Consider the following 21,950-nt stretch of genomic DNA (forward strand, 5'->3'; position numbering starts at 1 on the left):
AGGAGTGTGGCTCTGAAACCGAATGAGCAGCCAATTGATACCTCGAAAGCAGCAGGCAAAGCTTGCCTGGACATGTTGTGTCTTCGCCAAGTTTGAGACGATTGTGCGCTAGGGGCGCCAAGCTGAGGGCATCCAGGCCTTTAAGGCTAGGGGAGTGTATAAGCGTGGGACGGCGCGCATTGATCCGGAAGTGATGCGGAAGCTCACGGCTCAGTGGATGCGGACATCGCGCACCGCGCGCCAGCTCGCCATCCTCACGCGGTACAGCATAACGCCCCATGCCGAGCAAGGCGGAAGCGCCTTAGGCTTGTTGCGTGATAGGGGAGTGCGACTGATGCCGATCCGGCCCGAGCACGCCTTCCTCTATTCGCATTGATCTTTTATCGTACTCTATAGATTTATAGGCGGCTTAGCTTGGTGCGGGCGGATAGCGCCAAATTCGCCTTCGAGTAGCCGACTAAAAAGCCCGGCCACTCGATTAGTGGACAGGGCGCGGGGCCCACCCGGCAGAAATGATAATAGCCGTTGGTTTAGGCACGGGAGGACAATTGCGATAAATGGCTTAGAGTTGGCGTTCGATCGAGTGGCCGCTACGCGCTACCGTTCTATTTAGTGGCCCATCGTAGAACGCAGATCTCTCTTCAAAACCTCGACTGCGACCCTAATTTTGGGATGTAGGTGGCGCCGCCGAGGGTACACCGCCCAGATGGGCTCGTCCTCAGGACGGAACTCTTCTAAGATCAATCGCGCACCTCCGCTAGTGATGTAAGGAAGCACATAGATTTCTGGAAGCTGGCAGATGCCCATACCTGACAGGCAGGCGTCCATAACGGCGTTACCGCTGTTGCAGCGGAAGCGACTGGACGGTCGATGATGAACGCGCTCGCCCGCAACCTGATAATGCCAGACGGAGCTCGTGCCGATCAACCGGTCGTGATTGGCTAGGTCGTCCACCGATCTTGGTTCTCCTCGGCGAGCGAGATATTCTGGTGATGCGCAGGTATAGAGGCGCCGCTGCGCGACGAGCGAGCCAAGCAGGCGATTGTCTGTGATCTCGCCCGTGCGAACGGCAAGGTCGATGCCTTCTCCGATCAGGTCGACGATCCGGTTGGTCAGCTCGATTGAGACCCGTAGGTTCGAGTGTTCGACCGCAAGGCGCCGGATGACCGGGACAACGAAGCGCTCTCCGATTGCAGTTGAGCAGGTCACCCGGAGCTCGCCGGTCGGCTCGCCCCGGTCCGTGATCATTGCGACTGCCTCGTCGCGGTCTTGAGCGATCCGCCGGCATTGGTCAAAAAAGACCTGACCGTCATCGGTAAGCTCAACGAAACGAGTCGTTCTGTTGAACAACAGCGCTTGCAGCCGCACCTCGAGCTGGCTGACCGAGCGGCTGACGTGCGTCGGAGACATCCCGATTGCACGCGCCGCCTTGGAGAACGAGCTCGCCTCGGCAACCGCGATGAACTCGTCGATCCCATCCCACGTGGACATTATTCCTCCAGTGACATTTTGTTTTGCGAAAGAAGTGTATTATCGCATGCACGCTGCAACGGTAAGTTGGGGGGCATCAAGGAGCCTCGACATGAAGACCCGTGCGGCAGTTGCATTTGGAGCGAAGAATCCACTTGAAATCGTCGAGGTCGATCTCGACGGCCCAAGGGCCGGAGAGGTGCTCGTAGAGATCATAGCCACCGGACTTTGCCATACCGACGCCTACACGCTCGGCGGCTTGGACAGTGAAGGCATTTTCCCTTCGATTCTTGGACATGAAGGCGCTGGCATCGTCCGCGACGTCGGGCCGGGCGTCACGTCGGTGAAGCCAGGCGACCACGTGATACCGCTCTACACGCCGGAATGCCGCCAGTGTAAGTCATGTCTCAGCGGCAAGACCAACCTATGCACCGCGATACGCGACACGCAGGGAAGGGGGCTCATGCCGGACGGAACAACGCGCTTCAACTACAGGGGGCAGCCGATCTTTCACTACATGGGCTGCTCGACCTTCTCGAACTTCACCGTCCTGCCAGAGATCGCGGTGGCACAAATCCGCAAGGACGCGCCGTTCAATTCGAGTTGCTACATCGGCTGTGGCGTCACAACCGGCGTTGGAGCGGCCGTCAACACCGCCAAGGTGCAGGTGGGCGACAACGTGGTCGTGTTCGGCTTGGGCGGGATCGGCTTGAACGTACTTCAGGGCGCCCGCCTCGCGGGCGCGAACAAGATTGTCGGGGTCGACATCAACGCTGATCGCGAGGAATGGGGCCGGCGTTTCGGCATGACGCACTTTCTCAACAGTCGCGGCCTGTCGCGCGATGAGGTCATTGCCGAGCTTCTGAAGCTGACCGATGGCGGCGCGGACTACACCTTCGACTGCACCGGCAATACCGATGTCATGCGCATCGCCTTGGAGGCTTGTCACCGCGGCTGGGGAACGAGCATCGTGATCGGCGTGGCCGAGGCAGGCAAGGAGATCAGCACGCGGCCGTTCCAGCTCGTCACCGGACGAAACTGGCGCGGATCGGCTTTCGGCGGCGCCAAGGGCCGCACCGACGTGCCCAAAATCGTCGACTGGTACATGGACGGCAAGATCGAGATCGATCCGATGATTACGCACGTCCTCAAGCTCGAGGACATCAACAAGGGCTTCGATCTCATGCATTCCGGCGAGAGCATCCGTTCCGTCGTGGTCTATTGAACCCGTTTCTCAAAGAGCGTGGTATAGCAGTCATGATGCGATCACGTATTCTTGAGCGTCAGAATGGGCACCTAAGATCCGGACGCATCGGTCCGTTCCTACGATGCGGCACTCGGAGCGTCCGGCATCGATACTGAACGACCTTCGATCGCACGACGGCGCAGGGGATCGAAAGATCAGGATTGCGGAGCGGGCGTCGGTGGCCTTTCGCCCGCACCATCACGGGCAGGCGGCTTACCGCGCCCGATGATAGTATCCGCGCCGGGAGGGTAGATACGGGAGGGCACCGCCTGATCGCCAAACTCTACCAGCTCCTTGCCATCGCGCGTAAGCGGCGCCCACCGTGGTAGGCCGGCACCGTTCGGGTCGGCTTGCTTGATAAAATTCTCGATTGCGCCGCCGAACTGGCGAACGACGTGGCGGTCGACGGCGGTGAAGCCGCGTTCCGGGGCCTTGTCGAGCGTGTCGAACATGTAAGGCAGCTCGGAGGTGTGGAACGCGCCGTATCGTGAAGAATCGGGCCCCGGCTCGACATGGCTGAAGCGATAGACATAGACCGGGCTGCGCGCGCTGCGCTCTTCCACCCACCGAGGGAGGGGCCCAAACTCGAAGCGGTCGCCCGCCTCCCGCGCGGCGGAATGACGGGCCTCCGTCACGGTGGCGCCGGGATAGAAGCGCAGGAAAGTGTCGGCATCCGCACCATAGCGACGCCGCGCGTCCGCGCTCCAACCAGCCGGATCCACCTTCGGGCTTGGTGCAAAAAGATCGTTGAGCGTGTAGCCCATCATGAGCGGTACATCGCTGGCGATCGCGCGCGACGTCGTCCCGTGCGGAATGACCGCTCCGTCCGTGACGATGTTCCCGTACGGTGCTGCGCCGTCGAGGTGGGCCGCCGGCAGGGCGCGGGCCTGCTGCAGGGTCCTGACGTTCCACTTGGCGAACAAGCTGGTGCCACGCTCCTCGCCCTCTGCGAGGGGTCGATAGTCACCCAGATCGGGGGTGCTGAGCGCAATGGCGGCGCGGAACAATCCCTTCGCCTGCGGAGAGGCCAGCAATGCCATCACCGACCATGCGCCTGCGGACTGGCCGGCGAGGGTCACCTTCGACGGATCGCCGCCGAACGCCGCGACGTTGCTCTTCACCCAGCGAAGCGCCGCTATCTGGTCCTGCAGCCCGTAATTGCCCGACCCGCCGCTCTGCTCCGCGGTGAGCTCACGATGCGCGAGGAAGCCAAGCTCGCCCAGCCGGTAGTTGATCGTCACCACGACCATGCCGCGGCGCGCCAGATTGGCGCCGTCGTAGATCGGCACGGAGGAGCTGCCGCTGGTGAAGCCGCCACCGTGAATGAAGAACAGGACCGGCAGCCGCGCGCCGGTGCGCGCCTTCGCTTCGGTAACCGGAGTCCAGACGTTGACGATCAGGCAGTTCTCGTTCGTGCCGAGCGCGGGAGGAGGAAGATATTCCATGGTCCATGCCATCATCGGTGCGTCGCTGAGCTGCTGAGGGCAGCTCGGCCCGAACTGGTCCGCCGCAAGAATCCCGCGATGGCGGGGTGCATCCACGGGAGGGTACCAGCGTCGAGCGCCAGTCGGCGCCGCAGCATAGGGCATACCCAGGAAGCGAAGCACGTCGCCATCGGGCGTACCCGCGAACGTCCCCTGGCACAGTGTCACAGTCCGGTTTGCACCGGGCCGGGCAGCCGCAGCCGAAGCGAGCGCACCAGCAATGACGACCGACGCCAGGACCCGGAAGTTCAAGGCCGACGCTCCTTGTTTACCGAGGCGATGAGAGAAACCCAGTCGGCGAAGCGGGACATGAAGGTGCTCAGGAACGCTTCCGTGTCCGGCGCCGATACGGCGCCATCGTCACCGAACAGCGTCGCGGCATGTCCGATGTACGCTTCCGGCTGCTGAAGCACGGGCATGTCGAGGAACACGAGGCTCTGGCGCAGATGGTGATTGGCGCCGAATGCCGACAGGCCGCCGGGGGACACGGAGACCACGGCTGCCGGCTTCCCCGCCCACGCGCTTGCTCCATAGGGTCGCGAACCGACGTCGATCGCGTTCTTCAGTGGCGCAGGTACGGAGCGGTTGTACTCGGGGGTGACGAACAGGACACCGTCAGCAGGCTTGAGTGCATCGCGAAATGCTGCCCAGGGCGCGGTATCGGCCTGACCTTCGCGGTCGGGGTTGTACAACGGCAGATCGCCGATCGGCACGATGGACAGATCGAGCGTGTTAGGCGCAAGCCGCGACAGCGCGAGAGCCCCGCGGTGACTTATGCCATCTGCGCGAAGGCTTCCGACGACCACGGCGATCGAGAGTGGCTTGTTCATCAGGTCAGGCGTCCTTGATTGTCGGATCCGGCTTCTGGGGCGACGTCACTCGTCCTCTTCACCGTCGATCGGGACGGACAGCTTCTGTCCCGGGACCGCCGCGTATGTGACGATCACCACGGCCGGTTCGTTACCGGTCACGCCGCGATGGACGTTGCCGACCGATTCCGCGAAGGCTTCGCCGGCGCGGTAGGTAGCCTTGCGCCCGGTGTCGCGCTCCTCGACCGTGAGATGGCCCGACAAGATATAGGCCGCGTTGGGCATCGCGTGGGTGTGCCAGGGCAAGGATGAATGCGCCGGAATGGTGATCCGCACGGTCGTCAGCTGCGGCTGGCCTTGCGGATAGGCGATGTAGGGTACGTCGTTCCACGACGCCGTGCGCTGGAGCAGGATCTTGGTCTCGCTGCGTCCGCCTGTTCGGGCGAGGGCCGCGGTGACGCCTGCCGCGGCGAGTGCGACCGTGGACCAGAATAGGAGGCGTCTCATTAGTGGGTATCTCCAGTTTGCCCGGTGACCACCACGATCTTGCCGGCCGCGGCGTTGTTTTCCATCAGGCGGTGCGCGTCGATGATCCGATCGAGCGGGAACACTCGACCGATGCGAACCGGCAGCGATCCTTCGGCCGCCTTGTCGATGAGGTCCTGGAACGGCATCGCATGGAAATCCTCCACGCCGCCGGAATAGGTGGTTAGCGATACCGCGGTGGGGATGACGTCCATCGGCGCGAAATCCGCCAGGGACCAGCGGTCGCCCACCATGCCCGCCATGCACACCACTCCGGGCGCGCAAGTCGAAGCCAGCGAGTCCGCAAGCGTGTTGGTGCCGACAAGCTCGAGCACCTTGTCCGCACCATTGGGCCAGCGCTGTCGCACCGTCGCGGCAATCTCACCTGTATCGAGGAAGAATTGGTCGGCGCCGTTGCCGCGAACGATCTCCTCGCTTGCAGCGTGGCGCGATGTGGCGCCCACTATGGCGCCGTGCGCCTTGGCAATCGCGGCAGCGGCGAGCCCAACCGAGGTCGTGCCGCCGCGGATCAGCAGGCGCTCGCCCTCCTGAAGGCGCAACGCGCGGAACAATGCGCCCCATGCGGTCTGAAGCATTTCCGGTAGAGCGCCCAGGACGTGCCACGGTAGATCACTGGTGAAGCCACGAACCTGTACGGCGGGCACACAGACATAGTCCGCATAGCCGCCATCAAAGGCGCGACCCATGCCGCCCATCACCGTCGCGACCTTCTCTCCCGGGATGAATTGTCCACCCGGTGCTGCGGTGACGGTGCCCACCGCCTCGATCCCGAGGACACGCGGAAAGACCACGCCGGGCGAATGGCCCTGCCGGGTGAACATCTCGGACCGGTTGATCCCGAATGCTTCAACCCGGATCAGGACCTGATCCGCATCGGGCATCGGGATCGGCCGGCGCTCCAGACGGAGGACCTCTGGTCCCCCAGGTTCGCGAACCACCGCCACGCGCATGTCGTCCGACATGGTCCGTCTCCCCCGATCAGTTGAGGTAGCGCGCGGACGGAGCCTCGGCGGGTCCGGTCGCGTGCGCGGCGCAGGTGAAGCTGGTACGGCGGTTCGCGTCCCCACCGCGGTATTCGGGCAGCGCGGGATAGGAGCACAGCGGCCGCTCCTGCGCCGGCTGGCCACCGTCGCCCTGACGGCGGGCGATCAGCGTGGACGGTGCGTCGCCGCCCTCGGTCCAGGCGACAAGGGTCATCAGCGCATCGTTTTCGGCCTGCTGCGGCACCCCCGAGGTGAATGGCTGGCCGATGTCGGTCACGCCGGGACCGCCGAAGCAATGACCCATGCCGGGCACCAAGAACAGCCGGGCAAAGGCGGCTGCGTTCTCGCGGCCGCCCGCGCTTGCGACCAGGCGGTCATAATAGTTCGTCACTTCCGCGAAGGGGACGGCGGGATCCGCAAGACCGGTGTAGATGATCATCTTGCCGCCCGCGCGCGCGAAGTCCGAATAGTTGACGCCGTTCGCGTTCAACGTGCCGGCGAGCTGGGCATCGACACGGTCGAGGTCACGATCGAAGTCGAACGAAGCGGGTGCGAACGCATCACCGAGCGCCCAATTGAAGAGATAGAATTGCTGTTCCGGCCAGGTTGCGGAATCTCCCTGCATCACAGGCCCCAGAGGCTGGTCCTCGCTGCCGAGGGTGAGGCCCGCGTAGATGCGTTCGCCGGTGCGCGGGTTGACCGGCCCCGCATACAGTCGCCGCAGCGTGGCGAGCTGCGGTGCGGTCAGGCACGTGTCCGAACCCGCGCCGGTCTTGCAGACAGGCAGGGTGCCAACGTCGAAGCGGCACCGGCGTGGATCAGTGAGAAAGCGATCACCGGGCTCACCGCCGTCCTTGCCGGCGCACGCCGCCAGTACCGAACGGCTGACCAGCGACCATTGTCCGGCCGAGAGCTTGGCGGCAGCGGATGCGTTCAGCGCGGCATAGTTCCACAGGAAGTAGCTGGCGACATGGGTGCGGTTGTTGCCCGGATCGCCGGCCAGCACGCCGTCATAGTCGCTCGGGTAACGCTGCGCGGCGCCGAGCGCCTGCTGGCCGCCGGTCGAGCACCCCTCGAAATACGAGCGGAAGGAGGAGGTTTTGTAGAAGGCGGCCACCATCGACTTGGCCACGCGCGTCATCTCGTGCGTCGCGCGATGACCGAAGTCGATCCAGCGTTCGGGATGGGCTGCGGTGGCGTTGATGTCGGGCGCCGTGCCGAGGTCGGTGTTGGCGACCGCGAAGCCGCGCTTCAGCCCCTCGACCATGCCCATCTCATAAGCGATCCGCCCTGCGCCGCCGCCGTTCCCGGTGCCGAGCAGGCGACCGTTCCAGGCGGCGAGGGGCAGCCAGATTTCAATGCCGATGCGGCTGTCGGGTGTCGGCGTGGCGATTGCTTCGACGCGGCAGAACGCCGGCAGCGTCGCGACACGCGCGGCGAGATCGGGCGCGATCGGCGACGGAGGCGCGTCGAAGGCACCGGCTGCGATCGCGCGCGCCGACGTGATCCGTGCCCCCGGCAGGGCGTGGCGCGCGAGCATCGCGCAGCTGCCCGTAGCGGGGCGCGGCGTGCTGGTCTCTGCCGCAGCGGGCGTAGCCGTGAGCGTCATGATCGCAGCGCCGAGCGTCGCGCCGATCGCACCCGCAATACGGGTCACCATGGCAGAACCTCATTCTGATAGTCGATGAACGACAGCCCTGGCGTGCCCCCACGCGCCTTGATCGCATCGGCGATGCCGCGCGCGCTGGTCTCGACCTCGAGCGGCGCCTGGTCGCCGCCCATGTCGGTCTTCACCCAGCCGGGCATGACCACAAGCAACGTCCGGTCGCCGCCGGCACGAACGGCGTAGCTGCGCATCAGCCGGTTGAGCGCTGCCTTGCTCGCGCCGTACAACTCGTAGCTCGGGCCCGGCTCCACCGACACGCTGCCGAGTCCGGACGTGGCGACCGCGATCGTGCCCCCGGAAACGACATGGTCGTCCAGCTGCTCCACCACCCGCATGGGCGCGAGCGCATTCGTACGCATCACCCGGTCGAACTCGTCACCGGCGACTTCGCCGATCGGCACGCTGGGATCGTCGCTCACGCCGGCGTTGACATAGATGAGGTCCAGCACAGTGCCGTCGAGGCGGTCGGCCAGCGCAACGATGCCCGCATCGTCGGTGACGTCGAGCACCTCTATGGCAAGCATATCCCCGGCGAGCGCGGCCAGCGCGGCGGATGAGCCCGGCGTGCGTTCGGTAGCGATGACGCGCCAACCGCGCGACAGATATTCGCGCACCAGGCCGAGGCCGATGCCGCGCGATGCGCCGATGATCAGGGCCGTCGAAGTGTGGGTCATATGTTGCTTCTCATGTTTTCGGGGCGGATCGGGTCACCCACCGCATGATGCGTCGGTGACGTGCTTGCCCTTGATGATGTCGGAGTAAACGCGGGCGCTCAGCTTCGGCGTGCGCGCCTGCGTGTCGAAGTCGACGTAGATCATGCCGAACCGGCTGCCGTAGCCGAACAGCCACTCCAGATTGTCGTGGCTCGACCATACGTGATAGCCGCGCACGTCGGCGCCATCCTTCATGGCCGCCTTCATCGCGGCGATGTGATCGACCAGGTAGCGGCAGCGGCCGCGGTCGTTGACCTTACCGTCTACCAATTTGTCTTCGCCGGGGAAGCCTGCGCCGTTCTCGGTGATGAAGACCGGCGGATTGCCGTACTCGGTGCGGATGCGGTCGAGCAGCACCTTGAACTGATCCGGCCGGACGGCGCCGTTGAACGCGGCATAGGTTCCTTCGGGCAGGAACATCTCAGCCGCATAGCGCGTGGTCGCATCGGCCGGGCGGCGGATGAAGAGCGGCGAGTAGAAATTAATGCCAAGATAGTCGAAACGCGCGGCGGCGATCGCTTCGGCGTCGCCGGGCTGGACGTCGAGGTCGCCGCCCAGCCCCGCTGCGGCCGCGAGCACGTCGGCGGGATAGTGCCCCTTGTACATCGCATCGAGGAACCAGCGGTTCATCACGCCATCCGCGAGCACCGCGGCGTCACGATCGTCGGCGTTCGCGCCTTCTGCGGTGAGTGTCGGAAATAGGGGAACTGCCAGCCCTAGCCGGCCCTGGTAGCCGCGCGAGTCGAAGCTCTTTTTAGCTGCTGCCGATGCGAGCAGCAGGTGATTGAAGGTCCGCAGTGCGCCGGGAAGATCGCTTGCGGAAGGGACAATGGCGAACGTCGGCTCGCCGCCTGCGATGCGGCGCTCCGCCAGCCGCTTCATCGCACGCTCGACGAGTGGCTCGTTGACCAGCACGTAGAGATCGACCTGATCGTGGAAGTTCGCGAACACGACGTCGGCATAGTGGCGGAACCACTCTATCGACTGGCGATTGTCCCACCCACCAGCGCGGGCGAGCGACAATGGCATGTCCCAATGATAGAGGGTCAGCATCGGCTTTATGCCCGCTGCCTTCAGATCCGCGATGAACTGGCGATAATGTGCGATCGCGGCGGGGTTGGCGGGACCCACGCCATCAGGGATGATGCGCGGCCAGGAGATGGAGAAACGATAGCTCGTCAGCCCCATCTCCTTCATCAGCGCAATATCCTTCAGATACTGCGACCGATCGTAGAAGTTGATTGCGACCGCGCCGGACATGCCGGGGCCGGCAAGGCTCAGGTCGTCGAGATAATGATCCCAGACCGACCGCCCCTTCCCGTCTGCGTTGATCGCTCCCTCCACCTGATATGCCGCCGAGGCCGCCCCCCAGCGGAATGGCTCCCCGGCAGGCTCGGCAGTGGCTGCGGTGCCGAGTATCGCCGACACGGCACCGATGAGGGCAAGCGATCGCCGCATGGTCGCGCTCAGCGCGTGAAGCCGGCGAACGGCGTTAGATATTCGGCGCCGAAGCCGTCGAGCACGGCGCGAATTTCAGGGGTGGTCTCGCCGTAGACGAACAGGCGATCGATCTTGGCCAGCGCCAGGAAGCGCTCGGCGAAGGGGCTGAAGGTCTGCTGCACGTGCGGCAGCAGCCCGCTCGTGCGGTACCGCTCCACGATGTGCACCACAGTGCGGTCGGCGTTGACGACGTATTCGTAAGTCGTCGTGTCCTCTTCCTTCGACGTCGCCTCGACGATCATGTCAACCAGCGACTTGAAGGCGTCGAAGTTCGCGGGGTCGATCGTCAGGTGATAGATCGAATAGATTTCGTCCTGCACAGGTATCTCCAACAACATCGCGCGACTGCGTCGCGACACCCTATTTACGGTAGCCGTCAGCGCGATAAAGTACCGAACGGGCAATTCCAGGTAGAGCAAAAGGATACCATGACAGAGCATGATCCGTTGGCGGGCGTGTCGGTATTCGTGACCGCCGCGCGCGTCGGCAGCTTCACCCTTGCGGGCGAGCGGCTGGGGATCACCAAGTCGGCGGTGGGCAAGTCGATCGCCCGCCTGGAGGCACGGCTTGGAACCAAGCTGTTTCATCGCACGACCCGACTGACCCGGCTGACGGCGGACGGAGAAGCGTATCTCGCGGCATGCGCCGGCGCGATTGACGACATCGCCGCCGCTCAGGCCGCCCTGTCGTCCACGGGTCGTATCCTCCGCGGCCGGCTGCGGATCGATATGCCGGTGGCGTTCGGTCGGCACACCCTGCTGCCGATCCTGACGGACATCGTGCACCAGCATCCAGGTATAGAGCTCGCCCTCACCTTCACCGACGCAACCAGCGATCTGCTGCAGGAAGATGTCGATCTTGCTATCCGCTTCGGCGAGCTGAAGGACAGCAGTCATCTCGTCGCCCGCCATCTGGTCAATCAGGATCGTGTGATCTGCGCTGCGCCGCGCTATCTCGATCGCAGGGGCCGCCCGACGACGGTCGCCGCCGTGCGCGACCATGATTGTGTGGTTGGCTCGCCCAAGGGTCCACCGCTTGCCTGGGTTGTCCGGGAGGAGGGCCAGGTGCGACGCTTTCTGCCGCCAGCGACTCACCAGATCAGCGACGGCGAAGCGATGGTCGAAGCGGCAGCAGCTGGCCTTGGCCTGTGCCAGGTGCCACGCTCGATGGTGCGATCGCGGCTGGCGGACACGTCACTCGAGGCTGTGCTGACCGATGTATCGACGGTTCCGGTCGAGGTGCATGCCGTCTGGCCGCGCCGCGCCCACCTCAGTCCGCGCGTACGCCACGTCGTCGACCGGCTGATCGTAGAAGCCGGAGCGGGACGGCTGGATTGAGCGCGCGGCGATAGATCGGGAACCGCTAGATCAGGTGTGGGACGACGTCGTCCCGAGCAAGGCGTCGCGCTTGGCTTCCAGTGCGGCAACCACCGCTTGCTGGACGGCGACGATGCGCGGCGCGTGCCGGGTGTCGCGGTGAACGCCCATCCAGATCTCCCGCCGCACCGCTTCGCCCGCTTCGATCCGCATCAGGTCCGGGCACGTCTCGGCGAGGTAGCAGGGAAGATGCCCCAGCCCCAGGCCAGCGGCGACGCCGCTCAGCTGGACCGCGCGGCTGTTGGCCAGGAGTGCAGGTTCGGCCTTGCCGGTGCGCTCGGCGAACCAGCGACCGTCGGGCGTGGCGAGAAGATCGTCCTGTACCCGCACGATGCGATGGCCGGGCGCACCGGCGCTCCAGTCGGGCGATCCGTAGCGGCGGAGGTAATCGGCCGAGGCGAAGACCCCGAACGCCATCTCACCCGCCTTGCGCACGATCGTCTCGTGCGCTTCGAACCGGCCGAGCCGGACCGCCACGTCCGCCTCTCGCCGCGCGAGGCTCAGCGAGCGGTTGTCGGTGAGTAGTTCGACGACGATCCCGGGATGATCGGCATTCAGCGCGGCTAGACCGGGCGTCAGGACGTGAGCGGCAAGCGCGTCCACCGTCGTTACGCGAACCAGCCCAGCCAGGCGCTGGTCTCCGCCGGTCAGCGTCCGCTCCGCGGCAAGCGCCGCGCCGTCCATGTGCTCGACGTCGCCAAGGATCGCGGCGCCGGCGGGCGTCAGGCGATATCCGGTCGGCGTGCGTTCGAGCAGCACGACGCCGGCCCGACCATGAAGATGGTCGAGCCGGCGGCCCATGGTCGTCTGGCTGACCTTCAGGGCGCGCGCCGCGGCCGACAGAGTGCCGTGCCGGGCGATCGCGAGGAAGGTCTTGAGATCGTCCCAGTCGAGCATCAGCCGCGACGCCGCGCGTCCAGGCTCCAGGGGCCCGAGCCGGCCGCGGCGAAATACAGGAAGGCAAAGCAGTAGAGAATGGCCAGCTCTCCGCCGTTCAGCACCGGGAAGGCACCCTGCGGCGCGTGCGCCATGAAATAGGCAACGGCCATCTCGCCGGAAAGGATGAACGAGATCGGGCGGGTGAAGACGCCGAGGAGGACCGCCGCGCCGCCGATCAGTTCGAGGACTCCCGCCAACCCGAATACGCTGAACAGCGGCACCATCCCGGGTTGTGCCCCGGTGGGGAAGCCGAACAGCTTCACCAGGCCGTGGGTGAGAAACAGCAGGGCGACGACGATGCGGAGAACCGACAGCAGTTGCGGCGCAAGGCTCGCGACGGAGCGCGTCGACTCGCGACCGGGGTAGGTAGTGGCCATAGAAATCATCCTTCGATCAGAGTGGATTGGAGCAGCGGTGCGGGCGTGGCGACGAGCCAGTCACGGATCGCCGACAGGGTTGGGCCGGAGATGGCATGGCCGACCTCGTCAGTCGCGCGCAGCGCGACATGATTACCCGCCGACGCGAGACGGGCAGCGGCATCCTGCGACAGCGAGATCGGCATGATCGGATCGTCTCGATCGTGGACGAGCAGGACCGACGCCGGTCGACCCTCCATCGGGAGAATGGGGGCAGCCAGCCGGCCGGCCACCGCGATCGCACGCCCATGATGCAGCCGCTGCGCGACCATCGCCAGCGTCATGATCGCGCCCTGGCTGAACCCGAGAAGGGTCAGCGCGTGTCGATCGACGCCGCGATCTGCCGCCAGCCGGTCCAGCCGATTGATCAGCCGGGGCAGGGCACCCGCGACCCGCCGCGGCCGGTCGGCCTCCGTGACGCTCGCGATCGAGAACCACTGCCGGCCTCTCGGGCCGCGATCGAACGGCTCACAACCGTCGAGTGCGACGACTTCTGCAATCGGCGCCAGCGGCGCCAGCGCTGCCGCAAGATCGCGCGCCGAGGATCCGACGCCATGCAGCGCGACGATGATCGGGCGGCTCATGCCGCGTCGCCGAAGGAATAGGCATCCATCCGCAGGATCGCATGGGTGGTGCTGCGATGCAGATGATGCGCCTCGCCGCTGCCGCCGGCGCCCAGCGCCACGTAAAGCGGCAGAAGATGCTCTTCGGTCGGGTGATTGCGCGCTGCATGCGGGGCGAGCTGGCGGTAGGCGAGCAGATCCTCGGTGCGACCCGCTTCGATCCGGTCGTCCATCCAGTCGGCGAACTGGTCGACCCATTCGGGTGCTGGCGCGTGGAGAGCATTGTAATACTGGCGGAAGCTGGACAGGTCGTGCGTGAAGCTACCCGATCCGATGATCAGGACACCGCTCCGGCGCAGCGGCGCGAGAAGCTGACCCAGGCGATAATGGTAATCCGGACCGAGCCGCGGCTGCACCGACAATTGTACCACGGGGATGTCGGCCGCAGGATAGATCAGGCGCAGCGGGACCCAGGCGCCATGATCGAGCCCGCGACCGCTCTCCCGCACGACATCAAGGCCGCCGCCCTCGAGCAGCGCCGCGACATCGTCCGCCAGCGAGGCGCTGCCCGGCGCCGGGTAACGGATCGCATACAGTTCAGCGGGGAAACCGTGAAAGTCGTGGATCGTCGGATTCACCGCATCCACCGACAGACGGGGCGCCTCTGTTTCCCAATGCGCGGAAACGACGAGGATGGCGCGCGGCCGCTCCAGCGAGCTGGCCAACTGCTCCAGAAAGGAGCGAGCCGGCGCGTCGCTTAGGGCGAAGGTGGGTGCGCCGTGGGAGACGAAGAGGGCAGGTAGCATGAGAACACCTCGTTGCGATGACGAGGATATGCGCTCTGCGAACCGCTTTAGAAATACGCCGTTTCCAGTTTCCTGCTATGCGTTTTCGCAGAGGCCCTGCCAGTCGTTCGATCGATCAGGACGGGCGGAATGCTTCGTTCAAACGTCCGAGGAGCTGCGCCAGATTCGTGCGATCCGTCTCTGTCCAGCCGGCGAACGCTTCCGCCCAGAGCGCTGACAACGTTTCCTCCGCGTCGCATACTAGCTTCGTTCCGCCCGGTGTGATCGCGACGTCGACGACGCGGCGGTCGATCGTGCTGCGGCTGCGCTGGACAAGGTCGCGCTGTTCAAGCCGGTCGAGCAGCCGGGTAACGGCGCCTGGATCCATCTCCAGTTCGTCGCTGATGTCGCGGACGCAGACTCTCTGTCGCTGCGCGATCAGCTTCAAGGCGAGCCATTGCGAGAGGTTGATTCCGGCGCTCTGAAGCCGGTGCTCAGCCGCATCCGCCATCGCGCGGAAGGTCGATCGAAGCAGCGTACCGGGGTGCGGGGGAGCGAAAAAGGTCGTCGCGTCACCAGCCTGTGGGTCTGTCATCTCGCGTCCCGTTCAGCTCGATGGCGGCGGCGCGTGGCGGGCCGTCACGGGATTGGGTGGAGTGGAACGCAGGAGCGCTGTCAGCGCGAGGCACAGCAGCGCGATGCCGAAGCAGAAACGATAGGCATCGGCAAAAGCGAGCACGTTTGCTTCGCGGCGGACGATGGCTGCGATGCCCCCGGGCGACACATCGAGCGCCGCCAGTCGCGGCGCGTCGAGATACCCGCCGAGAAGCGCCGAGTGGATCGCCTCTCGCTTGCGAAGCAACGTGGCGATCACTGCGGCGGCCAGCTCGGGACCGAGGACGCGTGGGATCTGGATGTACGCGACCATGGCGACGATCTCGTCCCGATGCGCGTTGGCGATGGTCATCGCGACGAGCGCCAGAAAGACCATGCCGTTGCCCAGGCCGAGCGCAATCGTCGCCGGCGTGAAGTCTTCCGCTCGCCACACATGCGTGATGCGGCTGCCAAGCCAGCAACCGAGCAGGATGGCGAGCAGCCCGAGCACCACCGGCACGCGCGGGTCGGTGCGGCGCAGCAGCCAGATGCACAGCGGTACCGCCAGCAACTGCACCGCGCTGACCCACCAGAGCGCATGCGCGGTCTGTTCCGGCTTGAGCTGTGCCATGGTCCCGAGGAAGTTGGGTATCAGGAGCGCGGTTGCGACGCTCATGATGCCGTACAAGGTGACGATCGCCAGAGGTATGGCGATGTTCCGGCGTGCCAATGCGCGCGGATGTGCGAACGGCAACGGCGAGACATGCTGCCATGCGATCGCCGCGACGACCAGCATGATGCCGCTGATCAGCGGGACGACGACGGTACCGGACTGCAGCCAGTCGAGCCGATTGCCATGATCGAGCGCGACGTAGATCAGCGTTAGCCCGACGCAGAACAATGCGATCTCGCCCTTGTTGGTGCGGCGCCAGAGGTCGACGTTCACCGGACGCTCGGGCAGGCTGAACAGGATCAACAGCACGAGCACGACGGCGCTGGCGGAGGCCTGCCAGTAGATTGCGGGCCACCAGCCGCCCTCGACATAGAAGCCGGTCAACGGCACGCCTAGGTGCAGCGCCAGCGTCAGGCGAACCGTATAGACGCCTAGCGCGATCAGCCACCATCGCGGATGAAGGTTGGCGAACACAGTGGCGAGCGTCGCTGGGATGAAGCAGCCGAGCAGCAGCCCATCAAGGCCATGAAGCAAGAACAGCATCGGCGTGCCGACCGCGAGCGGGGTCAAGGCAGAAGTGATGGCGAAGCCCATGCCCGAGATCAGCAGCACTCGCCGGGAGCCGAACGTCACTACCGCAAGCGGGATGGCCGGCGCGATCAGCAGCTGCGGCGCGTTGAAGACGGTGTTCAGCCAGGCCCCCTCATCCACGCTGAGCCCGAAGGTGCCGCGCAGATCGCCGAGCGCGACCGCGAAGGACCGGGTGAAGGCGCTGGTCATGACCGCCCCAAGCAGGACCGCCACGACCGCGCCGATCGGCCGCGCCGAGATCGTCCCACGTAGCGCATTCCGCAACAAGCCGGCGGCCTGCGCCATCAGGCGCCGCGCTCGGTATCGATGTGCGTCGTCACCGACAGGCCCGCCCGCAGCCGAGCGACGAGCGGCTGGCCTGCGTCGAGATCGATCCGCACGGGCACGCGCTGAGTGACCTTAGTAAAATTTCCGGTCGCGTTGTCGGCCGGCAGAGTCGTGAAGGTCGCGCCGCTTGCCGGCGCAAGGCGAGACACGCGGCCCCGAACGGCTTCGCCGGGAAAGCTGTCGACCTCGATCGTCACGATCTGCCCGGGACGAACACGGGCGAGCTGCGTCTCCTTATAGTTCGCGACCACGTATGGGGGGGAGCGCGGCACGAAATTGACCACCGCCGCGCCCGGGTTCACCAGGCTGCCCGGCTGAACCATGCGGCCCCCGACCGCGCCATCTGCCGGCGCGACGATGCGCGTGTACGACAGGGCGATGCGCGCGGTCTCGAGGGCAGCCTGTGCAGCGAGGACGTCCGCTTCGCGTTGCGCGCGCTGGCCCCGGAGCACGTCGAGCTGGCGGCGTTGCAGCTCGACAGCCGCAAGGCTGCCCTGCTGCGTGGCTTGAACGGCGGCGAAGTTGGCGCGTGCGCTGTCTGCCTCCTGTCCGGTAACCGCACCGGTATCGGCCAGGGCGGAGAAGCGGCGATCGTCCTCGCCAGCGAGGCGCAGCTTGCTTGCGTTGGTCGCTGCCGCCGCCTGCGCCTGCGCGATGGTCGCCTGCGCGGCGGGGATCTCGTTGTCTAGGTTGGCGAGCACCGCCCTGGCGCGTGCCAGCGCCGCCTCCGCGTGCAGCACGCCCGCGCGCTGCTCGCGATCGTCGAGCTGGACGAGGAGTTCACCCGCACGCACCTGCTGGAAGTCGCTGAACGCAACCTGCCGGACATAGCCGGAGATTTTCGCGTCGATCACCGCCACGTCGGACTGGATGCTGGCATAGTCGGTGGTCTGGACGGACCTGTTGGCGGTCCAGCTATCCCAGCGGGTCGCCGCAACGACCGAAACGAGCAGGACCAGCGCAAGGATGATCCACGGGATGATGCGTTCCCAACGGTGCTCGCGCTGCACGTCGGCAGGGGCCGTAGCCATGTCGTCTCCTTGGTTTCTCAAGCGCCGCCGCCGAGCGCGCGCACCAGCGCCACATCCAGGGCGAAGGCGCGCGTCTCGAGCTGAGTCACGGCGCGGCGTGACGCGATCAGCGTATTCTCGGCCGTCAGCACCGCGATGTAATTGGACAGGCCGCCGCGGTAGCGATCCCTGGCGGCGCGATAGGCGATCTCCGCGGCGTCGCGGGCAGCGTTGGCGTGAGCGAGCTGCCGCGCGAGTGCGCGCTGGCTGGTTGCCGCCTGCGCCACGTCGCTCAGTGCGTGTACGAGCGTGTCGTCGTAGCTCGCAACGGCTTCGTCATAGGACGCGCGCGTACCGCGATATTGCGCCGACAGCGCACCGCCTCGGAAGATCGGGAGGCTGATCGCCGGGCCGGCGCCTCCCGCCAGCGACGCATCGTTGAAGAACTGGCCAAGGCCGAGGACCTGCGGTCCCAGAAACGCCGACAGGTTGATACTTGGGTAGAAGCCGGCGCGCGCTTGGCGGATCTGCGCGGCGCGTGCCTCCACCCGCAATCGTGCGGCACGCACGTCAGGGCGGCGCCCGACGAGATCGGCCGGCAAATTTGCCGGTAGGCCGAAAGCGGCAAGCCGCGGATCGGTCGGACGCGTGATCGCGAGCGCCCGATCAGGACCCGTACCGAGCAGCGCCGCAATGCGGAGGCGGGTGAGCTGTCCCATCTCTTCCTGCGCCGCCAGGGCCTGCTTGGCACTTTCGAGCGCGCTCGTCGCCTGCGCGGAGGACGCGAGTGTCTCCAGGCCGCCGGTTCGGCGACGCTCGACCAGATCGGCGGTTCGTTCGCGGACTGCAAGCGTGTCTCGGGCGAGATCCAGGTCACGCATCTGGCCGAGCAGGTCAGCATAGGCCGCCGCCACTCCGGTGGAGAGTACCAGCCGTGTCTGCGCTTCCTCTGCGCGTGCGGCATCGGCCTGGGACACAGCGGCGGCGATCGCGGCGCGATTCCGGCCGAAGAAGTCAAGGTTCCAGTCCAGCGTGGCGCGCAGCGAGGCTGCGTCGTTCACGCCTTTCGGCACGGCGGCGTAGGAGACGCCGTTGTAGTAACTCGCCTTGGTCTCCGCAAAGGAGCCGGCGACCGAAAGCTGCGGCAGGTCCGCGGCGCGCGCAGTGCCGACCGCGGCTTCTGCGGCACGAACGCGCGCCGCGGCCGCCTCGAGCGTCGGCGCGCGGGCGAGTGCCTCGGCGATCAACCCGTCGAGTTGCGTATCGCCGTAGCGCTTCCACCAATCCTTATGCGGCCATTCTGCGACGGCTGCGGCAAGGCTCTTCCCCGAGGCGAGACTGCCGGGCGAGGCGGGTACTGGCGCCGGTCCTAACTTCGGTACGGCGGCGCATCCGGCGACCAGAACAAGAAGGATCCCGGCTGCCGCGCGCGGAAGGTGCGCAACAGCCGGGTCTGGGGAACGAGTCATGGGAGAAGCGCGTGCCGTGTCAGAGTGGATAGGGCTGGTCGGCAGGCTCGATCGTCACCCACTTCAGCTCCGTGAACTCGTCGATCACGGCTCGCCCATCGAAACGGCCATAGCCGCTCTTCTTCATGCCGCCGTACGGCGCCTGTGCCTCGTTCTGCACCGTCGCGCCGTTGATGTGGACGCAACCGGCCTCGATACGACGGGCGACGTCGAGCGCGCGGGTGACGTCCCGACCGAAGACAGCGGAAGACAGGCCGTATTCGGTGTCATTCGCGACCTGGATCGCCTCGTCGACGCCATTCACCCGAACGATCGTCGTGATCGGGCCGAACGTCTCTTCGTCGTAGATCGCCATGCCTGACTTCACATGATCGACGATCGTGGCCGGCATCACGGCGCCCTCGGCTTTGCCGCCGATCGCGAGTTTGGCGCCCTTCGCCAGGGCATCGTCGATCAGGCCGTTGATGCGTGCACCCGAACGATCATCAACCAGCGGCCCGATCACGCAGGAAGGATCGTTGACCGGATCGCCCGCCGACAGCGTCGCCACCTTGGCGACGAACTTCTCCGTGAACGCATCAGCGATAGCCGCATCCACGACGAAGCGCTCCGTCGACATGCAGATCTGCCCCTGGTACAGGAAGGCACCGAAGGCAGCAGCGTTCACCGCGCCATCGATATCGGCATCGTCGAGAACCACGAACGGCGCCTTGCCGCCTAGTTCGAGCAGGCATCGCTTGAGGTGCGTTGCGCATTTCTCGGCGATGATCCGCCCCACGCGCGTCGAGCCGGTGAAATTGACACGCCGCACAGCGGGATGCGAGATCAGCGCATCGATCACCTCGGGGGCATCGTCAGGCGCGTTGACGAAGAAGTTCAGCACGCCGGCCGGCAGCCCGGCCTCATAGAAGGCCTCTGCGATAAGCGCGTGCGTACGCGGGCTCGCCTCCGAGCCGCGGAAGACTACCGTATTCCCGCATGCGATTGGATAGGCGATCGCTCGCGCGGCGAGCAGGATCGGGCCATTCCACGGCACGATGCTCAGCACCACGCCCACCGGTTGGCGCAGCGTCATCGACAGCGTGCCCGGCTTGTCGGTGGGGATCGTCTCACCCTGGATCTGCGTCACCAGCGCGGCCGCTTCGCGAAGAAGCGCGCCCGAACCCATTACGTTGAAGACGCTCCACAGCGCGGAGGCGCCGACTTCGGCCGCCATCACCTCGACGAAAGCGTCCTTCTTCGTTTCCAGTCGATCGGCAGCTGCGAGCAGGATACGACGACGCTCGCTGGGGCCACTCTGTGACCAGCTCTTGAACGCCGCTTCGGCCGAATCCGCCGAGCGCCGGGCATCTTCCAATCCGCCTGCCGCCGCGCGTGTCACGACCCTGCCGGACACGGGGTTCAGCCGTTCGAAAACCTTACCGGTGCGCGAGTCGAGGTGCTCGTTATCGATGACGAGACGAACGTCCATGATGATCTCCAATCTGACGCCGACCGGGCGTTGACTGCTCGCATCGACAAGGAGGCAGCTAAGCTTTCCGTTATGCAATGTCAAACGCCTTGCGCATTGCGTAACGGTGATTTCGGTCCTAGATCGAGCTCCGAGATCAAGCGGAGCGACGGATATGAAGATGGCGACGGCGAGCGACGGCATCCGGATGAAGGCGGCGTTGGTGCGCGAGAAGGGCGCGCCGTTCGTGCTGGAAGAAGTGACCTTGGGAGCCCCGCGCCCCACGGAGGTGCTCGTCCGGCTGGTTGCGACGGGCGTGTGTCACACTGACATGGTCGTCCGAAACCAGGACTTCTCGGCGCCTCTACCGATCGTGCTGGGCCATGAGGGCGCGGGTATCGTCGAGGCAGTCGGCGCAGATGTGACCACCGTCTCGCCGGGCGATCACGTCGTGATGACCTATATGTCCTGCGGGTTGTGCGACACGTGCGAGGAAGGCCATCCGGCGCATTGCGAGAACATGGGGCCACTGAACTTCGGTGGCGGTCGGCTCGACGGCTCTGCTGCGACCACGGACGCGCAAGGGGAAACGGTTCACGACCACTTCTTCGGCCAGTCCGCTTTCGCCGAATACGCCCTCGCAAGCGAGCGCAACGTCGTACGCGTGCCGGAGGACGTGTCCCTGGAGCTGCTCGGGCCACTCGGGTGCGGAATACAGACCGGCGCGGGGTCGGTGCTGAACGCGCTGAGGGTTAAGCCTGGATCGAGCTTCGTGGCGTTCGGCGCCGGTGCGGTGGGTCTCTCTGCGATCATGGCCGCCCGCGTCGCCGGGGCGACGACGATCATCGCCGCCGACGTCAATCCGGAACGACTGAAGCTCGCGATGACGCTGGGCGCCACGCACGTGATCAACAGCCGCGAGCAGGACGCTGTTGCCGAGGTGCGGCGGATTACTGAAAAAGGCGCGGACTTCACGCTGGAGTGCAGCGGTCGCGCCGAAGTCCTGCGTCAGGCGATCGACTGTCTAGGCATTTTCGGCACGTGCGGCATCGTGGGCGCGACGAAGGAGGGGACCGAAGTAGCCTTCAACGTCAACGACGTGATGATCCCCGGGCGCCGCATCATCGGCATCGTGCAGGGCGATGTCGTTGCCAAGACTTTCATCCCGGTGATGATCGACCTGTACAAGCAAGGCCGTTTTCCGTTCGACAAGCTGGTGCGCTTCTACGACTTCGCCGACATCAACCAGGCGGTCGAGGACAGCGAAAAGGGCGTGACGATCAAGCCGATCCTGCGCATCGCCCCGGCGTCTCCGAAGGCATGAAGGCCGGCGCGGCACG

The 21,950-nt window shown here is 65.7% G+C and carries 21 protein-coding genes; 3 read left to right on the plus strand and 18 right to left on the minus strand.

The features are described from left to right. Nucleotides 1–609: 609 nt before the first annotated feature. Nucleotides 610–1,491, minus strand: coding sequence for a LysR family transcriptional regulator (locus EV292_RS18255; protein ID WP_132910689.1), 882 nt, complete (start codon nucleotides 1,489–1,491; stop codon nucleotides 610–612). Between the two features lie 91 nt (nucleotides 1,492–1,582). On the opposite strand from EV292_RS18255, the gene EV292_RS18260 reads away from it, so the two are divergent. After that, complete coding sequence (locus tag EV292_RS18260; protein ID WP_132910690.1) at nucleotides 1,583–2,695, plus strand: S-(hydroxymethyl)glutathione dehydrogenase/class III alcohol dehydrogenase; 1,113 nt, start codon at nucleotides 1,583–1,585, stop codon at nucleotides 2,693–2,695. Nucleotides 2,696–2,871: 176 nt separating this feature from the next. Here EV292_RS18260 and EV292_RS18265 read toward each other — a convergent pair whose 3' ends face one another. From EV292_RS18265 to EV292_RS18300, 8 genes are read right to left on the minus strand one after another with little or no spacing between them, the layout of a single operon-like run. Next, nucleotides 2,872–4,452, minus strand: coding sequence for a carboxylesterase family protein (locus tag EV292_RS18265; RefSeq protein ID WP_165927176.1), 1,581 nt, complete (start codon nucleotides 4,450–4,452; stop codon nucleotides 2,872–2,874). Beyond that, nucleotides 4,449–5,030 carry an NAD(P)H-dependent oxidoreductase gene (locus EV292_RS18270; protein ID WP_132910692.1) on the minus strand — a complete coding sequence of 194 codons (582 nt, stop codon included), beginning with the start codon at nucleotides 5,028–5,030 and terminating at the stop codon, nucleotides 4,449–4,451. Before EV292_RS18270 ends, EV292_RS18265 begins: the two co-directional genes overlap by 4 nt. A 45-nt stretch (nucleotides 5,031–5,075) precedes the next feature. Continuing rightward, on the minus strand, nucleotides 5,076–5,516 hold the full coding sequence (locus EV292_RS18275) for a cupin domain-containing protein (protein WP_132910693.1): 441 nt from the start codon (nucleotides 5,514–5,516) through the stop codon (nucleotides 5,076–5,078). Continuing rightward, entirely contained in the window at nucleotides 5,516–6,517 is a 1,002-nt protein-coding gene (locus EV292_RS18280) for a zinc-binding dehydrogenase (RefSeq protein ID WP_207913476.1), read from the minus strand. The genes EV292_RS18275 and EV292_RS18280 overlap by 1 nt, the downstream gene beginning before the upstream one ends. A 16-nt stretch (nucleotides 6,518–6,533) precedes the next feature. Beyond that, a complete protein-coding gene (locus EV292_RS18285; RefSeq protein WP_207913477.1) occupies nucleotides 6,534–8,198 on the minus strand; it encodes a tannase/feruloyl esterase family alpha/beta hydrolase in 1,665 nt (554 codons plus the stop codon). Next, the gene (locus tag EV292_RS18290; protein ID WP_132910694.1) at nucleotides 8,192–8,878 is read right to left on the minus strand and encodes an SDR family NAD(P)-dependent oxidoreductase; all 687 of its coding nucleotides are present in this window, start codon (nucleotides 8,876–8,878) and stop codon (nucleotides 8,192–8,194) included. Before EV292_RS18290 ends, EV292_RS18285 begins: the two co-directional genes overlap by 7 nt. Nucleotides 8,879–8,911: 33 nt before the next feature. Then, on the minus strand, nucleotides 8,912–10,375 hold the full coding sequence (locus tag EV292_RS18295; protein ID WP_132910695.1) for a family 1 glycosylhydrolase: 1,464 nt from the start codon (nucleotides 10,373–10,375) through the stop codon (nucleotides 8,912–8,914). An 8-nt stretch (nucleotides 10,376–10,383) separates the two neighbouring features. Further along, nucleotides 10,384–10,737, minus strand: a complete 354-nt coding sequence (locus EV292_RS18300; protein WP_132910766.1) for a hypothetical protein — start codon at nucleotides 10,735–10,737, stop codon at nucleotides 10,384–10,386. Between the two features lie 108 nt (nucleotides 10,738–10,845). Here EV292_RS18300 and EV292_RS18305 point away from each other — a divergent pair, with 108 nt between their 5' ends. Next, complete coding sequence (locus tag EV292_RS18305; protein ID WP_132910696.1) at nucleotides 10,846–11,754, plus strand: LysR substrate-binding domain-containing protein; 909 nt, start codon at nucleotides 10,846–10,848, stop codon at nucleotides 11,752–11,754. Between the two features lie 30 nt (nucleotides 11,755–11,784). Here EV292_RS18305 and EV292_RS18310 read toward each other — a convergent pair whose 3' ends face one another. The 9 genes from EV292_RS18310 to EV292_RS18350 all read right to left on the minus strand — a co-directional run bounded on the left by EV292_RS18310 (nucleotide 11,785) and on the right by EV292_RS18350 (nucleotide 20,631). Further along, nucleotides 11,785–12,690: a LysR family transcriptional regulator gene (locus tag EV292_RS18310; RefSeq protein WP_132910697.1), complete on the minus strand. Its 906-nt coding sequence runs from the start codon at nucleotides 12,688–12,690 to the stop codon at nucleotides 11,785–11,787. Continuing rightward, complete coding sequence (locus EV292_RS18315; RefSeq protein WP_132910698.1) at nucleotides 12,690–13,109, minus strand: DoxX family protein; 420 nt, start codon at nucleotides 13,107–13,109, stop codon at nucleotides 12,690–12,692. Before EV292_RS18315 ends, EV292_RS18310 begins: the two co-directional genes overlap by 1 nt. A gap of 5 nt (nucleotides 13,110–13,114) precedes the next feature. Further along, complete coding sequence (locus tag EV292_RS18320) at nucleotides 13,115–13,732, minus strand: hypothetical protein (protein ID WP_132910699.1); 618 nt, start codon at nucleotides 13,730–13,732, stop codon at nucleotides 13,115–13,117. Beyond that, the gene (locus tag EV292_RS18325) at nucleotides 13,729–14,517 is read right to left on the minus strand and encodes a class III extradiol ring-cleavage dioxygenase (RefSeq protein ID WP_132910700.1); all 789 of its coding nucleotides are present in this window, start codon (nucleotides 14,515–14,517) and stop codon (nucleotides 13,729–13,731) included. Before EV292_RS18325 ends, EV292_RS18320 begins: the two co-directional genes overlap by 4 nt. A gap of 115 nt (nucleotides 14,518–14,632) precedes the next feature. Then, nucleotides 14,633–15,091: a MarR family transcriptional regulator gene (locus tag EV292_RS18330; protein WP_132910701.1), complete on the minus strand. Its 459-nt coding sequence runs from the start codon at nucleotides 15,089–15,091 to the stop codon at nucleotides 14,633–14,635. A gap of 12 nt (nucleotides 15,092–15,103) precedes the next feature. Beyond that, the gene (locus EV292_RS18335) at nucleotides 15,104–16,639 is read right to left on the minus strand and encodes an MFS transporter (RefSeq protein WP_132910702.1); all 1,536 of its coding nucleotides are present in this window, start codon (nucleotides 16,637–16,639) and stop codon (nucleotides 15,104–15,106) included. Then, complete coding sequence (locus EV292_RS18340; protein ID WP_132910703.1) at nucleotides 16,639–17,712, minus strand: HlyD family secretion protein; 1,074 nt, start codon at nucleotides 17,710–17,712, stop codon at nucleotides 16,639–16,641. Before EV292_RS18340 ends, EV292_RS18335 begins: the two co-directional genes overlap by 1 nt. Before the next feature lie 17 nt (nucleotides 17,713–17,729). Next, the gene (locus tag EV292_RS18345; RefSeq protein WP_132910704.1) at nucleotides 17,730–19,160 is read right to left on the minus strand and encodes an efflux transporter outer membrane subunit; all 1,431 of its coding nucleotides are present in this window, start codon (nucleotides 19,158–19,160) and stop codon (nucleotides 17,730–17,732) included. A gap of 19 nt (nucleotides 19,161–19,179) precedes the next feature. Beyond that, nucleotides 19,180–20,631: an aldehyde dehydrogenase gene (locus EV292_RS18350; protein ID WP_132910705.1), complete on the minus strand. Its 1,452-nt coding sequence runs from the start codon at nucleotides 20,629–20,631 to the stop codon at nucleotides 19,180–19,182. Nucleotides 20,632–20,785: 154 nt separating this feature from the next. Here EV292_RS18350 and EV292_RS18355 point away from each other — a divergent pair, with 154 nt between their 5' ends. Beyond that, entirely contained in the window at nucleotides 20,786–21,934 is a 1,149-nt protein-coding gene (locus EV292_RS18355; protein ID WP_279432438.1) for an NAD(P)-dependent alcohol dehydrogenase, read from the plus strand. The last annotated feature ends 16 nt before the right edge of the window (nucleotides 21,935–21,950 follow it).

It is taken from the genome of Sphingomonas sp. BK235 (assembly GCF_004345855.1).
Taxonomy (GTDB): domain Bacteria; phylum Pseudomonadota; class Alphaproteobacteria; order Sphingomonadales; family Sphingomonadaceae; genus Sphingomonas.

What these genes read in the sequence shown, in the direction of transcription:
- EV292_RS18290 (WP_132910694.1), bottom strand. Translation starts at nt 8,878, where the DNA reads ATGACCCACACTTCGACGGCCCTGATCATCGGCGCATCGCGCGGCATC.
- EV292_RS18330 (WP_132910701.1), bottom strand. Translation starts at nt 15,091, where the DNA reads ATGACAGACCCACAGGCTGGTGACGCGACGACCTTTTTCGCTCCCCCG.
- EV292_RS18320 (WP_132910699.1), bottom strand. Translation starts at nt 13,732, where the DNA reads ATGAGCCGCCCGATCATCGTCGCGCTGCATGGCGTCGGATCCTCGGCG.
- EV292_RS18355 (WP_279432438.1), top strand. Translation starts at nt 20,786, where the DNA reads ATGAAGATGGCGACGGCGAGCGACGGCATCCGGATGAAGGCGGCGTTG.
- EV292_RS18260 (WP_132910690.1), top strand. Translation starts at nt 1,583, where the DNA reads ATGAAGACCCGTGCGGCAGTTGCATTTGGAGCGAAGAATCCACTTGAA.
- EV292_RS18305 (WP_132910696.1), top strand. Translation starts at nt 10,846, where the DNA reads ATGACAGAGCATGATCCGTTGGCGGGCGTGTCGGTATTCGTGACCGCC.
- EV292_RS18340 (WP_132910703.1), bottom strand. Translation starts at nt 17,712, where the DNA reads ATGGCTACGGCCCCTGCCGACGTGCAGCGCGAGCACCGTTGGGAACGC.
- EV292_RS18255 (WP_132910689.1), bottom strand. Translation starts at nt 1,491, where the DNA reads ATGTCCACGTGGGATGGGATCGACGAGTTCATCGCGGTTGCCGAGGCG.
- EV292_RS18325 (WP_132910700.1), bottom strand. Translation starts at nt 14,517, where the DNA reads ATGCTACCTGCCCTCTTCGTCTCCCACGGCGCACCCACCTTCGCCCTA.
- EV292_RS18315 (WP_132910698.1), bottom strand. Translation starts at nt 13,109, where the DNA reads ATGGCCACTACCTACCCCGGTCGCGAGTCGACGCGCTCCGTCGCGAGC.
- EV292_RS18280 (WP_207913476.1), bottom strand. Translation starts at nt 6,517, where the DNA reads ATGTCGGACGACATGCGCGTGGCGGTGGTTCGCGAACCTGGGGGACCA.
- EV292_RS18345 (WP_132910704.1), bottom strand. Translation starts at nt 19,160, where the DNA reads ATGACTCGTTCCCCAGACCCGGCTGTTGCGCACCTTCCGCGCGCGGCA.
- EV292_RS18270 (WP_132910692.1), bottom strand. Translation starts at nt 5,030, where the DNA reads ATGAACAAGCCACTCTCGATCGCCGTGGTCGTCGGAAGCCTTCGCGCA.
- EV292_RS18335 (WP_132910702.1), bottom strand. Translation starts at nt 16,639, where the DNA reads ATGGCGCAGGCCGCCGGCTTGTTGCGGAATGCGCTACGTGGGACGATC.
- EV292_RS18310 (WP_132910697.1), bottom strand. Translation starts at nt 12,690, where the DNA reads ATGCTCGACTGGGACGATCTCAAGACCTTCCTCGCGATCGCCCGGCAC.
- EV292_RS18295 (WP_132910695.1), bottom strand. Translation starts at nt 10,375, where the DNA reads ATGCGGCGATCGCTTGCCCTCATCGGTGCCGTGTCGGCGATACTCGGC.
- EV292_RS18275 (WP_132910693.1), bottom strand. Translation starts at nt 5,516, where the DNA reads ATGAGACGCCTCCTATTCTGGTCCACGGTCGCACTCGCCGCGGCAGGC.
- EV292_RS18350 (WP_132910705.1), bottom strand. Translation starts at nt 20,631, where the DNA reads ATGGACGTTCGTCTCGTCATCGATAACGAGCACCTCGACTCGCGCACC.
- EV292_RS18285 (WP_207913477.1), bottom strand. Translation starts at nt 8,198, where the DNA reads ATGGTGACCCGTATTGCGGGTGCGATCGGCGCGACGCTCGGCGCTGCG.